Consider the following 13,598-nt stretch of genomic DNA (forward strand, 5'->3'; position numbering starts at 1 on the left):
ACCCCACCATAAAAGGATGTCGCTCCCATCAGGGCTAGGGATATAGTAACTTATAGAAAGCTTTTTCAATAGAAACTAGCTATCGAAATTTATAAATACTTAAATTTATGAATAGTGTAACGTAAAAGTTTTCAATTTATTTACTATATTTGCACGCAATTCAACTAGAAATTGCACCATGATAGCACACAACTCCAAGATTATCGGCGAAGGTTTAACTTACGACGATGTATTATTAGTACCTAACTACTCGAATGTGCTTCCTCGCGAAGTGAGTATCAAATCAAAATTTTCTCGAAATATAACATTAAACGTTCCAATCGTATCAGCAGCTATGGATACAGTTACCGAAAGTGCAATGGCAATTGCTATGGCGCAAGAAGGAGGAATAGGTGTTTTGCATAAAAATATGACTATCGAGCAGCAAGCTGCTAAAGTGCGTAGAGTAAAGCGTGCGGAGTCTGGAATGATAATCGATCCAGTTACTTTGCCATTAACTTCTACAGTAGCCGATGCTCAAATGGCGATGAAAGAATTCGGAATTGGTGGAATCCCAATTGTTGATGAAAATAGAATTTTAAAAGGAATTGTTACCAATCGTGACTTACGTTTCGAAAAAAATGGAACAAGACCAATCGTTGAGGTTATGACAAGTCAGAACTTGGTAACTGTAGCCGAAGGAACTTCATTAGAACAAGCCGAAGTAGTTTTACAAGGACATAAAATAGAAAAATTACCAGTTGTTAATGCAAACTATGAATTAGTTGGGTTAATTACTTTTAGAGATATTACAAAACTTACACAAAAACCAATTGCAAATAAAGATGTTTACGGGCGTTTGCGTGTTGCAGCTGCAATTGGAGTAACAGGTGATGCTGTTGAAAGAGCTGCTGCATTAGTTGCTGCAGGTGTAGATGCTATTATTATTGATACAGCACACGGACATACAGAAGGTGTTGTGAATGTATTAAAAGAAGTAAAAAGCAAATTCCCAGAAATTGATGTTATTGTGGGTAATATAGCGACTCCGGAAGCTGCTAAATATTTAGTTGATAATGGTGCCGATGGTGTAAAAGTAGGTATTGGACCAGGTTCAATCTGTACAACGCGTATCGTTGCAGGAGTTGGTTTCCCTCAATTCTCTGCAGTTTTAGAAGTTGCTGCAGCTATAAAAGGAACTGGTGTACCAGTAATTGCCGATGGAGGAATACGTTATACAGGAGATATTCCTAAAGCAATTGCTGCTGGAGCCGATTGTGTAATGTTAGGATCATTATTAGCAGGTACAAAAGAATCTCCAGGTGAAACTATTATTTTTGAAGGAAGAAAATTCAAATCTTATCGCGGAATGGGTTCGGTAGAGGCGATGCAAGGTGGTTCAAAAGACCGTTATTTCCAAGATGTTGAGGATGATGTTAAAAAACTAGTTCCAGAAGGAATTGTAGGTCGTGTTCCTTACAAAGGGGAATTAAACGAAAGTATGCTTCAGTTCATTGGGGGACTTCGTGCAGGAATGGGATATTGTGGTTCAAAAGATATTCCTACTTTACAAGAGTCAGGACGTTTTGTTAGAATCACGTCAAGTGGAATTACAGAAAGTCATCCGCATAATGTAACTATTACAAAAGAAGCTCCAAATTATTCAAGATAATCTTGAGAATTCTATATAAAACAAAAGACATAAGATTTAGTTTCTTATGTCTTTTTTATGTTTTAAACTAGTCCTTTTATCTTAGCATGTTGTAATAATAAAATGGTTTTAGCATCTTTTATTTCGCCAGTTGTAATCATATTGTAAGCTTCATCAAAAGTCATTTCTAGTACTTCGATATTTTCATTTTCACTATCGAGTCCTCCGCCTTCGCTAACTTTCATGCTTTGGTCATATTCTCCTGTAAATAAATATAAAATTTCTGTTACAGATCCGGGCGACATATAAGTTTCAATTACTTTGTTTACATTTTTTAAACGATATCCTGTTTCTTCTTCAGTTTCTCTGATAATGCATTCTTTGGGATTGTCTTTGTCTAATAGTCCAGCGCAAACTTCAATCATCATTCCAGAATCATTTCCGTTAAGATAAGTAGGCATACGAAATTGTCTGGTAAGGACTACTGTTTTCTTTTTGGAATTATAAAGTAAAATTGCTGCTCCATTTCCTCTGTCGTATACTTCTCGGCTGTGAGTTTCTAGTGCTTCATTTTTCTTTTGATAGTTAAAAGTTACTTTGTTTAATATGTACCAATTATCAGATAGCAGTTTAGTTTCTGTTATTTTTATTTTAGGATTACTCATATATAATTTTTTTTGGCAAAAAAAACGCTCTGGAATCCAGAGCGTTTAGTTTTTTTTATTTAAGTATCGTTTGTTTTCTGTCTGGACCTACAGAAACAATTTTGATAGGTACTTCGACTGCTGCCTCGATAAACTCGATATATTCTTTTAATTCAGCTGGTAGCTCTTCGTAAGTTGTCATTCCAGTTAAATCAGCTTGCCATCCTTTGAACTCTTTATAAATTGGAGTTACATTTTCTGGTTCGATATTGTAAGGGAAGTGAGAAATGTTTTTTCCTTTGTAATTGTATTCAGTGCACACTTTTAAAGTTTCAAATCCAGAAAGTACATCGCCTTTCATCATCATTAATTGTGTAACACCATTTACTTGAATAGCGTATTTTAATGCTACTAAGTCTAACCATCCGCAACGTCTTTGTCTTCCTGTAACTGAACCAAATTCGTTTCCTATTTTTGCCATTGTGGCTCCAACTTCGTCAAAAAGTTCAGTTGGGAAAGGACCACTTCCTACACGAGTTACGTATGCTTTGAAAATTCCGTAAACTTCTTTTATTTTGTTTGGTGCAATTCCTAAACCAGTACATGCTCCAGCAGCAGTAGTGTTAGATGATGTTACAAAAGGATATGTTCCGAAATCTACATCTAATAAAGATCCCTGAGCGCCTTCACATAGAATAGACTTGCCTGCTTTTTGAGCTTGGTGCATATATTCTTCACTATCAATAAAATCTAATTTTTTTAATTCTTCGATAGCTTCAAAAAATTCTTTTTCAAGTTCTACTAAGTTGTATTGAATGTCAACATCATAAAAAGCAATCATAGCTTCGTGTTTGTCTGCTAGTGCTCTATAGCGTTCTTTGAAGTCTTCTAATTCAATATCGCCAACACGTAAACCGTTTCTACCTGTTTTGTCCATATAAGTTGGGCCAATACCTTTTAATGTAGAACCAATTTTAGCTTTTCCTTTTGATGCTTCCGAAGCGGCATCCAGTAGGCGGTGTGTTGGTAAAATTAAATGTGCTTTTCTAGATATAATTAATTTGCTTTTTATGTCTAAATTAAATTTTTCTAAACCTTCAATTTCTTTTTGAAAAACTACAGGATCTATTACAACACCATTACCAATAATGTTAATAGATTTCTCGTGAAAAATCCCTGAAGGAATTGTTCTTAAAACATGTTTTATTCCGTCAAATTCTAAAGTGTGTCCTGCATTTGGTCCACCTTGAAAACGAGCAATAATGTCGTAATTCGAGGTAAGAACGTCTACAATTTTTCCTTTACCTTCATCTCCCCATTGTAATCCTAGTAATAAATCTACGGTCATTCTGTTTTTAATTTTAATTGTAGAGATGGTTTTTTGCCACCTGCTCAGATTAATTAGTTGTCTATTTTATTTAAATATTTTTGAGAGCAATCTTTTTGTTGATTGTCTATTTTTGTTTTTTGTTTCCGTAAAAATATAAAGAATGATTCGTGATTTCGATATCAAATATTTCTTCGATTGTTTTTTTTATGGTCTGAATTCTAGGATCGCAAAATTCGATTACTTCGCCAGAATCAGTCATAATAATATGATCGTGTTGTTTGTCAAAATACGATTTCTCGTAATAGGCTTGATTTTGTCCAAATTGATGTTTACGAACCAAAGCACAATCTAATAATAACTCTATCGTATTGTATAAAGTAGCTCTACTTACACGATAATTTTTATTTTTCATTTTGATATATAAGTTTTCAATATCAAAATGTTCTTCGCTATCATATATTTCCTGAAGTATAGCATAACGTTCAGGGGTTTTACGATGGCCTTTTTGCTCAAGATATAATGTAAAAACATTTTTTACAATTTCTTGATTTTTGTTGTTGTCAGTTGAAATGAGTGTCATATCCTGCAAAGATAATTTATTATTTTAAATGAATAAAAGTTTCCTGTTTAAAGTTTCACGTTCAAATGTTTAATCTTAAAAATTCAGGGGCTTAGGTTCGGTATTCTCTAGTAACTTTCTCAACGCCTTCTATTTTTTTGATATTGTTAATCATTTTCTTTAGTATAGAGTTGTTTCGTACGATTACTGCAATCTGGCCATGAAAAATTCCTGCATCGGTACTCAAAGAGATGCTTTGAATATTTACGTTCATGTTATTAGAAATTACTTTTGTCAGTTGATTGGTTAGTCCTAAAACGTCCATTCCTGTAATATTTATAATAGCTTTGAATTCCTCCTGCGATGAATCGATCCATTTGGCTGTCATAATTCGGTAAGCATAGTTTGATTGCATACCTATGGCATTTGGACAGTCTTTTTTGTGCACTTTTATTCCTTCATTTATTGTTACAAAACCAAAAACATCATCACCTGGAATTGGATTGCAGCATGGTGATAATTTGTAATCAAGTTTATCATGTTCTGTTCCAAAAACTAACATGTCATAATTACTGCTAATTACTGGTTTATGAATATCTGCGTCGGCTGTAGTAGTGTTGTTACGCTTTATCTTGTTTTTAAAGAAATTAATAAACGAGTTGCTTTTTTGGGCAGCATAGTCTTTTAATTGCTGATTCTCGATTGCACCAACTCCCACTCTGTAAAATAAATCTAAACTTGTTTTGAGTTTGAAGAAATTAACTAACTCGTTTATAACTTGTTCGTTAATAGTTATTTTTAAGTGTTTTAGTTTTCGGGTAAGTAATTCTTTCCCTTCCTCAGCAATCTTCTTGGTATTTTCGTTTAAAACGTTTTTAATTTTGGTTTTTGCTCGGGATGTGGTAACGTAATCCAGCCAGTTTATGGTTGGTTTTTGGTTTTGAGAAGTAATAACTTCAACTTGATCACCACTTTTTAATTCGTAGTTAAGCGGTACTAATCGTCCGTTAACACGTGTGCCACGAGTTTTTATTCCTATTTCGGAGTGAATGCTAAAAGCAAAATCTAATGAAGTTGCTCCTTTTGGAAGTGATTTTATTTCACCTTTTGGGGTAAATACAAAGATTTCTTTTGAATATAAATTCATTTTAAAATCTTCAACAAAATCTACTGCATTTGTTTCTGAGTTTTCTAAAGCTTCACGAAGTAGGTTTAGCCAAACATCAAGGCCACTCTCTTCTGTAGCTCCATTTTTATATTTGTAATGTGCCGCATATCCTTTCTCTGCAATTTCATCCATGCGTTCGCTTCGAACTTGTACTTCGATCCAGCGGCCTTTTGGCCCCATAACGGTTATGTGTAAAGCTTCATAACCAGTAGATTTTGGCGATGAAATCCAATCACGTAAGCGACTTGGGCTTGGGCGGTAATGGTCGGTAACGATAGAATATATTTTCCAAGCTAGAAACTTTTCGTCATGGGGATTGGATTTGTACACTATTCGAATCGCAAATTTATCATAAACTTCATCGAAGCTTACGTTTTGTGCGCGCATTTTTCTTCTAATGGAATAAATAGATTTCGGACGCCCTTTTATCATGTATTCAACTCCTTCTTCATCCAAAGATTTCTTCAGTACATCCGATATATCTTTGATATAAGCATCTTGTTGCTCTTTAGTTTCTCTAATTTTACTTACGATATCATTATAAACTTCTGGTTCAGTATATTTTAATCCTAAATCTTCGAGTTTAGTTTTGATATTGTATAATCCCAAGCGGTGAGCAAGCGGTGCGTAAATATATAAAGTTTCTGATGCGATTTTGGTTTGTTTGTACTCAGCCATTGAATCCATCGTTTGCATATTATGCAAACGGTCGGCTAATTTTATCAAAATTACACGAACATCATCATTTAAAGTAAGAATCATTTTGCGGAAATTTTCCGCTTGCATTGATGCATTTAGATCTCTTTGCACCATCGAAATTTTAGTTAACCCTTCGACAAGTTGTGCTACTTTTGGGTTAAATAAGCGTTCGATGTCCTGAACTGTCAGAGGAGTATCTTCGACAACATCATGCAATAAGGCAGCAGCAATTGAAGTGGCTCCCAATCCAATTTCGGAAGCAACAATTTTTGCAACAGCAATAGGGTGGAAGATATAAGCTTCACCTGATTTTCGTCGTTGTTCTTTATGAGCATCAACAGCAACATCAAAAGCTTTTCGAATTAATTTTTTGTCTGTAGGACTTAAAGTCTGATAACTAATTCGAAGCAATTCTTTGTATTCCTGTGCGATTGCTTTATTTTCTTTTTCAATATCTATCTCTGTCATAAGTGCGCCTGGTTCAATTCCCTAAAAATAAGAATAAGTTTCAATATACACAAGGGAATAAGAGTGTTTTAAATATTGAAAATAGAATAAAATGTTTGAAAAAATGAATGTTTTCCAAACATAAAAAAACACTATCCTAAAATAGTGTTTTGATTTTTATATGATTATGTTTTTAGATGTATAAATATTACAGATTTAGTAGGTTTGTCTAATTTAAGAATTAAAATAAAGAGCGATTAAATCCTCTAAATATATTTTATTTTCTAACCTTTTGTTTCTTTGTACTTATTAAATTCACTGAACTTTACTGAAATCTAAGTCTTGAAAATCGTAGCTAAAATCGGTTAATTCAGATATTGGCTTCATTTTTAAAGTTACAGCTTTTCCATCAGAATCATATTTAAAAAACAAATGGGAATCGGCATGAAAATAAGCATTATCCCATTTTACCACATAATTTCCATCCTTGTAAAAGAAAACTTCACCCACTAATTGAGGAGAACGTTTTGATGCAAAATATGTTTTCCCCTTTTTCTCAGTTATCGTTACGTCTCCAAACCAATTGTCTTTGTAAGTTCCAGTAATTTTGGTAAAATCAGTTTTTATTTTGTCTTTTTTGTTTTTGGCAACAACAGCCCAAACGGCATCAGTTATTTTATCGGCAGTTTCTACATTGGCTTTCATGCGATTACTGTATAGCGTAACGTAATCTTCAGATTTAATTCCTAAATAACTGTCTTTTATAGTATTGGTAATAGCTGTAAATGCTGCACCAGATTGCTGATTTGTTAAGACTATAATTCCTAATTGTAGTTCAGGAATTAAAGTTACCTGAGTAACAATGCCTTCTAAGCCTCCTGTATGTGTGACTTGTTTGTATCCTTTTACATCGCTCAAAAACCAACCTAAACCATAACCGCTAAAATGAGTATTATATGGAGCTCTAGGTTTTACGGGAATTATAGTTTGCAATTGCCACATTTCATCATGTTCTTTTTCGGAAAATAACTGCTTGTTTTCGGAGCCATATTTACCGTTATTCATTTGCATGATTGCCCATTTACTCAAGTCATTTGCACTAGAATAAATACCAGCGGCAGCATCAAAAAGTTGGTTTTTATATCTACTGATTACTTTTAAGTTTCCATTTATTGGTACATGTGGAACAATGATATTTGTTGAGTCTTTTAAACGTAAAAATGATGCAGCACTATGATTCATTTCTAATGGTTTCATGATGCGTTCTTCGATAAAGTCGCCCCAACTTTTCCCACTAACAACATGAACGATTTCACCAGCAACTATATACAATAAATTATCGTAATCGTATTTGGTTCTAAAAGCCGAAACAGGTTTTAAAAATTGTAAGTTTTGGGTAATATCCTGTACTGTAAAATCACTTCCATCAGGCCATATCATTAAGTCTCCTGCTCCAAGACCTAAGCCGCTGCGGTGAGTTAATAAATCACGAATTGTAAATTCTTGTGATACATATTCATTATACATTTTAAAATTGGGAAGGTATTTTACAACTTTATCATCCCATTTTATTTTGCCTTCATCGACTAACATTGCTAAGGCAGCACTTGTAAAAGCTTTACTGTTAGATGCAATTCCGAATAGCGTATTAGCATCTACTTTTTCTTTTGTCAAGATAGATTTTACTCCGTAACCTTGTGCTTGAACGATTTTCCCATCTTTAATAATAGCAACCGCAATTCCAGGAACATTAAATGTTTTTAAGGTGTTTTCTACCAATGCATCAACCTCTTTATTAGTGATTTGTGCAGAAACTGAGAAACCGAATAATAGAGCTAAAAGCGATAATTTATAATTCATATCTAGATAATATTTGTTTTTTAAAGGAATATGGTATCGCCATTCTTTATAATTATTTGGTAATTTGAATCATGGCGATTTCATGCTTTAAATTTTATAATTGATTAAAACCGCGTTGTCTTTTTGCTTCAAAAATTAATATGGCAGCCGCTACCGAAACATTCATACTGTCTATTTCACCTTCCATTGGGATGATTATATTTTGAGTTGCTGCATCTCTCCATTCTTGGGTTAACCCCGTAGCTTCAGTACCTACAACCAAGGCTGTTGGAGTAGTAAAGTCCTGAGTGTGGTAAGAAGTCGAGTTTTGAAGTGTAGCACAATAAAAATTAATTTTATTTTCTTTTAAAAAATCAATAATTTCGGTAGTTGTGCCTGTTGCAATTTGGTTGGTAAACAAACAGCCTACACTTGAGCGAACTATATTTGGATTGTACAAATCGCTTTTAGAATTTGCAATGATTACCGCATTTAAATTGGCTGCATCAGCAGTACGTAATAACGCACCAATATTTCCAGGTTTTTCTGGAGCTTCGGCAACAAGAATCAATGGGTTGTCTGTTAATTTTAAATCCGATAATTGTAATGATTTGGTTTTGGCTATAGCCAAAATACCTTCGGTTGTATCACGATAAGCTAACTTTTGATATACGTCTTTGTTAATTTCGATTAAATTAACTTGTTTGCTAGTTAATTTATTGATCTCGTTTTCGGAGATTAATTCTGGTAAAAACAACACTGTTTCTATTTCATAACCTCCTTTTGTAGCTAATGAAATTTCACGTTTTCCTTCAATTAAAAACGTTCCGGTTTGTTTACGTGCTTTTGCTTTTTCTTGCAATAACACTAATGATTTTATAAATGGATTTTGTATCGAAGTAATTTGTTTCAAGGGAAAAGGTGCTGAGTTTGTAAGTGGCTAAGGTAATAAGATTTTTTAAATTTTAAATTCAATACTTTTTTTAGAAAAGCATTAAATTTATTAATTGCAGTTAGCATCTGTTTATAAAGAGTATTTCTTTATTTTTGTCAGAATTATAGATTTTATTTTCATTTTAAAAACATATAAATGTTTAGCTTATTAGATATCATTGGGACAATGGCATTTGCTATGTCTGGCGCGTTGACAGCAATGAATAAAAGATTGGATCCATTTGGAGTTTTTATAATTGCCTTTGTTACTGCAGTCGGTGGAGGTACAGTACGTGATGTTTTAATTGGCAGGACGCCTGTGGGATGGATGCTTGATTTAAAGTATGTTTACGTTATTATTTTAGGATTTATTCTGGCTATTATATTTAGAAAAAAGTTTGATAAATTAAGAACTTCCTTGTTTTTATTTGATACAATAGGTTTAGGAGTTTTTACGTTAATTGGGTTAGAAAGAGGGATACTTGCTGGTTTGCATCCTATAATTTGTATTGCATTGGGAACTATGACAGCTTGTTTTGGAGGTGTCACTCGTGATATTTTGTGCAATGAAATTCCTGTGATTTTTAGAAGAGAAATTTACGCTACGATTTGTATTCTAGGCGGTATTATCTTTTTTGTATTGAAAAAATGGAATTTAAATGATGATGTTTTGTATCTCGTAACTTGTATTGTTATAATTTTAGTCCGATTAATGGCAGTAAAATATAAATGGTATTTACCAGCACTAGAACACAAACGATAAATGATTTCTAATAGTAAATAGTGAAAAACTACACCGTAAAATTATATCAGGAAGCAGATTACGAAAAATGGAATGACTTTATTGATCATGCCAAAAATGCTACTTTCCTGTTTCATCGTGATTTTATGGAATATCATAAAGACCGATTTGAAGATTTCTCCTTATTGATTTACGAAAACGAAAAATTAGTTTCGGTTTTACCTGCAAATAGAGTTAATAATGTAGTGTATTCACATCAGGGACTGACTTACGGAGGCTTGGTTTATACAAATAAATTAAAAGGAACTGAAGTTGAATTAATCTTAGAAAGTCTTTTTTGTTTTTTTAAAGATGAAGGAATAAAAACCTTTCATTATAAGCCAGCTCCAGTTTTTTATTTTCCAGAAGGGAATAGTGAAGTAGAATTTTTTCTTTTTAAAAGAGGTGCTTTATTAGAAAGAAAAGAAATGAATTTGGTAATAAATTTGTCAGCTCCATTACATATTTCCAAAAGTAAATTAAAGCATTTCAGAAGAATTCAAGAAATGAATTTAGATGTAATAGAAGAGAATGATTTTACATCGTTTTGGAAGTTGGTTCTTGAACCTAGGTTACTAAATAAACATAATACCAAACCGGTACATAATTTTCAAGAGATTATTTTACTAAAGCAAAGTTTTTTAAAAAATATAAAACAATTTTCAGCATATTATGAAGATGAAATTATTGCTGGAATAACTGTTTTTGAAACTGATACTGTTGTAAAATCACAATACGGTGCGACAACAAAAAAAGGAGAAGAGTTAAGAGCATTAGACTTTTTATTTATAAACTTGATACAGAAATATAAAGAAGAAGGGAAGCTTTTTTTTGACATGGGAATTGTTGGAGATGTAAATGAAAAAGGATATAACGTTGGACTTTTAAAACAAAAAGAAGAGTTAGGATGTTCAGTTTATAATCAGGATTTTTATAAAATATCGCTATGATTTCTTTTTTAGATTTAAAGAAAATAAATGCTCCTTATGAAACTGCTTTTCAGGAAAAATTGAAATCAGTTTTATATGGTGGTTGGTATATTTTGGGAAAAGAAGTCAAAGCATTTGAAACCTCTTTTGCAGCTTATTGTGGTGCAAAATATTGTATAGGAGTAGGAAATGGTCTAGATGCTTTAACGTTGATTTTTAAGGGGTATATTCAGTTAGGAAAACTTCAAAAAGGGGATGAGGTTATTGTTCCTACAAATACTTATATAGCCAGTATTCTTGCTATTATACAAGCTGATTTGGTTCCAGTTTTGGTTGAGCCAAGATTAGAAACTTATAATATCAATCCAGATCTAATTCAAAAAAACACTACGATAAAGACGAAAGCAATTCTAGCAGTTCACTTATACGGACAATTAGCTGAAATGGATGTTATAAATGAGATAGCAAAACAAAATAATCTTTTAGTTGTTGAAGACGCAGCACAATCTCATGGTGCTTTTTTTGCAGAAAACAGTAAGCCTAAAGTTGAGAATGATAATGTGCAAGCATATAGTTTTTATCCAGGAAAAAATTTAGGCGCTTTAGGTGATGGTGGAGCAATTGTAACCAATGACTCAGATTTGGCTGAAGTTTTATTTTCTCTTCGTAATTATGGATCAGAAACAAAGTATTATAATGATTTTGTTGGTGTGAATTCTAGATTAGACGAATTGCAAGCCGCATTTCTGAATGTGAAATTACAAAACTTGGATTCTGAGAATGAACAACGAAGAAGTATTGCCAATAGATATTTGACTGAAATAAAAAATGAGAAAATAATATTACCGACTGTTTTATCGCAAGGGACTAAGCATTCAAATCATGTTTTTCATCTGTTTGTTATTCGAACGGGAAATAGAGCTAATTTACAAGCTTATTTGTTAGAGAAGGGGATTCAAACAATGATTCATTATCCTGTTCCTCCGCACAAACAAAAGGCTTTCCCAGAATGGAATATTTTGTCCTTTCCTATAACGGAGAAGATTCATGATGAAGTTTTGAGTTTGCCAATAAGTCCTGTTTTGACGTGTGAGGAAGTGAGTTTCGTCATTGAAAATATTAATAATTATTGAAATAGTGACGGATAGCAAATCTTCATATCTTCGAATTGTAAAAGCTACATCTATTTTTGGAGGTGTACAATTTCTTAATATTTTAATTTCAATTGTTAGAACAAAACTAATAGCGATATTTATTGGTCCTTCTGGAATGGGAATTATTTCATTGTTGAACTCGGCTTTGAATATGGTTAGTGGAATTACAGCTTTAGGAATTGAAACGAGTGCCATAAAACATATCTCACAACAGTATAAAGAAAATGATTTAAATAGTGTCTCGTCAATAATTACTGTTGTAAAAAAAATTGCATTTCTGACAGGGATTTTTGGGATGTTAATCGTTATGATATTTTCAAGTTGGTTGAGTCAGCTTACTTTTGGAAATCCTAACTACACCTATCTTTTTATTTATCTTTCAGTAACATTGTTGTTTAAGCAGTTATCTGTTGGAAAAATGATTGTTTTTCAAGGATTGCGACAACTGAAAATATTAGCAAAAGCTAGTTTTTATGGAAATTTTATAGGATTGTTGTTTTCTATTCCCTTATATTATTTTTATAGAATAGATGCCATCGTGCCCTCTATTGTAGTAGCTTCTGTTTCTTCTTTATTAGTATCTTTTTATTATTCTAGGAGTATTAAAATTAGAAAATGTAATGTTACTAATTCTCAGGTTTTAATTGAAGCTAAAAGTATAATCAAGCTTGGAGTAATGCTCACATTAAGTGGATTGCTTACATTGGTAGCTTCTTATATTGTTCAGATTTATGTTGGGAAAAATGGTGGATTAACAGAGGTTGGTTTTTATAATGCAGGTTTTACATTACTGAATTCTTATGTCGGAATTGTTTTTACTGTAATGAGTACCGACTATTTTCCGAAATTATCTTCTATCAGCAATAATAATATTAAAATTAGAGAAAGTGTACTGGAACAATCCTATATGTCTATTTTAATTATCACTCCAATAATAATTCTATTTTTTGCATTTGTTCCGCTTATTATTAAAATTTTATATACTTCAAAATTTATTTCGATTATTCCTATGGTTCGTTTTGGGATGTTAGCGATGTTATTTCGTGCAGTTTCCTGGTCAATGGGATATGTTTTGATAGCAAAAGGAGATTCTAAGGTATTTATAAAAACAGCTTTTGGATTTAATTTGTTATCAGTGGTTTTAAATATGTTAGGGTATTATCTTTATGGTTTAGAAGGGTTAGGATTTAGTTTTTTGATTTACTATTTAATACATTTGATAGTGCTAAAAAGAATAACAAATAAGCGATACGATTTTTGTTTTGATCTTGAGTTTTATCGCACTTATGCGATTTGTATAATGTTATGCTTTGTAACTTTTTTTATAAGTTACTTATCAAATTCGCTTTTGAAATACAGTTTGATGATACTAATGATAATTCTTTCTCTAGGATTTGTTTTGTATAATCTAAATAAAAAAATAGGTTTTAAATTTTTATATAATTCAATAATTAAGAAGAAAAATGATTGATTTTGCAAGAGATA

At 32.3% G+C, this 13,598-nt stretch carries 11 protein-coding genes; 5 read left to right on the forward strand and 6 right to left on the reverse strand.

What is annotated here, in order from left to right; translation table 11 throughout:
• Window positions 1–178: 178 nt before the first annotated feature.
• Window positions 179–1,651, forward strand: a complete 1,473-nt coding sequence (guaB, locus tag IUY40_RS01030) for an IMP dehydrogenase (protein ID WP_195735029.1) — start codon at window positions 179–181, stop codon at window positions 1,649–1,651.
• 62 nt (window positions 1,652–1,713) lie between these two features.
• Here guaB and nudK read toward each other — a convergent pair whose 3' ends face one another.
• The 6 genes from nudK to IUY40_RS01060 all read right to left on the reverse strand — a co-directional run bounded on the left by nudK (window position 1,714) and on the right by IUY40_RS01060 (window position 9,229).
• On the reverse strand, window positions 1,714–2,295 hold the full coding sequence (nudK, locus tag IUY40_RS01035; RefSeq protein WP_195735030.1) for a GDP-mannose pyrophosphatase NudK: 582 nt from the start codon (window positions 2,293–2,295) through the stop codon (window positions 1,714–1,716).
• A 55-nt stretch (window positions 2,296–2,350) separates the two neighbouring features.
• Window positions 2,351–3,622 carry an adenylosuccinate synthase gene (locus IUY40_RS01040; RefSeq protein WP_195735031.1) on the reverse strand — a complete coding sequence of 424 codons (1,272 nt, stop codon included), beginning with the start codon at window positions 3,620–3,622 and terminating at the stop codon, window positions 2,351–2,353.
• A gap of 106 nt (window positions 3,623–3,728) precedes the next feature.
• On the reverse strand, window positions 3,729–4,184 hold the full coding sequence (locus IUY40_RS01045) for a transcriptional repressor (protein ID WP_035618963.1): 456 nt from the start codon (window positions 4,182–4,184) through the stop codon (window positions 3,729–3,731).
• Between the two features lie 91 nt (window positions 4,185–4,275).
• A complete protein-coding gene (locus IUY40_RS01050) occupies window positions 4,276–6,498 on the reverse strand; it encodes a RelA/SpoT family protein (RefSeq protein WP_195735032.1) in 2,223 nt (740 codons plus the stop codon).
• Window positions 6,499–6,792: 294 nt separating this feature from the next.
• A complete protein-coding gene (locus IUY40_RS01055; RefSeq protein ID WP_195735033.1) occupies window positions 6,793–8,337 on the reverse strand; it encodes a serine hydrolase in 1,545 nt (514 codons plus the stop codon).
• A gap of 94 nt (window positions 8,338–8,431) precedes the next feature.
• Window positions 8,432–9,229: an RNA methyltransferase gene (locus tag IUY40_RS01060; RefSeq protein ID WP_195735034.1), complete on the reverse strand. Its 798-nt coding sequence runs from the start codon at window positions 9,227–9,229 to the stop codon at window positions 8,432–8,434.
• A 177-nt stretch (window positions 9,230–9,406) separates the two neighbouring features.
• Here IUY40_RS01060 and IUY40_RS01065 point away from each other — a divergent pair, with 177 nt between their 5' ends.
• The 4 genes from IUY40_RS01065 to IUY40_RS01080 are packed head-to-tail and all read left to right on the forward strand — an operon-like array spanning window position 9,407 to window position 13,584.
• Window positions 9,407–10,012 carry a trimeric intracellular cation channel family protein gene (locus IUY40_RS01065; protein WP_195735035.1) on the forward strand — a complete coding sequence of 202 codons (606 nt, stop codon included), beginning with the start codon at window positions 9,407–9,409 and terminating at the stop codon, window positions 10,010–10,012.
• A gap of 20 nt (window positions 10,013–10,032) precedes the next feature.
• Window positions 10,033–10,980 (forward strand): FemAB family protein, encoded by a 948-nt coding sequence (locus tag IUY40_RS01070; protein ID WP_195735036.1) that lies wholly within the window; start codon window positions 10,033–10,035, stop codon window positions 10,978–10,980.
• Window positions 10,977–12,092, forward strand: a complete 1,116-nt coding sequence (locus tag IUY40_RS01075; protein WP_195735037.1) for a DegT/DnrJ/EryC1/StrS family aminotransferase — start codon at window positions 10,977–10,979, stop codon at window positions 12,090–12,092. The genes IUY40_RS01070 and IUY40_RS01075 overlap by 4 nt, the downstream gene beginning before the upstream one ends.
• Complete coding sequence (locus tag IUY40_RS01080; protein WP_195735038.1) at window positions 12,070–13,584, forward strand: O-antigen translocase; 1,515 nt, start codon at window positions 12,070–12,072, stop codon at window positions 13,582–13,584. Before IUY40_RS01075 ends, IUY40_RS01080 begins: the two co-directional genes overlap by 23 nt.
• Window positions 13,585–13,598: the final 14 nt, after the last annotated feature.

Origin of the sequence: Flavobacterium sp. ALJ2 (assembly GCF_015594725.1) — a bacterium.
Classification (GTDB): Bacteria; Bacteroidota; Bacteroidia; order Flavobacteriales; family Flavobacteriaceae; genus Flavobacterium.

Excerpts from the sequence above, each read along its gene's own strand:
- IUY40_RS01065 (WP_195735035.1), top strand. The coding sequence starts at position 9,407 with ATGTTTAGCTTATTAGATATCATTGGGACAATGGCATTTGCTATGTCT.
- guaB (WP_195735029.1), top strand. The coding sequence starts at position 179 with ATGATAGCACACAACTCCAAGATTATCGGCGAAGGTTTAACTTACGAC.
- IUY40_RS01050 (WP_195735032.1), bottom strand. The coding sequence starts at position 6,498 with ATGACAGAGATAGATATTGAAAAAGAAAATAAAGCAATCGCACAGGAA.
- IUY40_RS01055 (WP_195735033.1), bottom strand. The coding sequence starts at position 8,337 with ATGAATTATAAATTATCGCTTTTAGCTCTATTATTCGGTTTCTCAGTT.
- nudK (WP_195735030.1), bottom strand. The coding sequence starts at position 2,295 with ATGAGTAATCCTAAAATAAAAATAACAGAAACTAAACTGCTATCTGAT.
- IUY40_RS01045 (WP_035618963.1), bottom strand. The coding sequence starts at position 4,184 with ATGACACTCATTTCAACTGACAACAACAAAAATCAAGAAATTGTAAAA.
- IUY40_RS01075 (WP_195735037.1), top strand. The coding sequence starts at position 10,977 with ATGATTTCTTTTTTAGATTTAAAGAAAATAAATGCTCCTTATGAAACT.
- IUY40_RS01040 (WP_195735031.1), bottom strand. The coding sequence starts at position 3,622 with ATGACCGTAGATTTATTACTAGGATTACAATGGGGAGATGAAGGTAAA.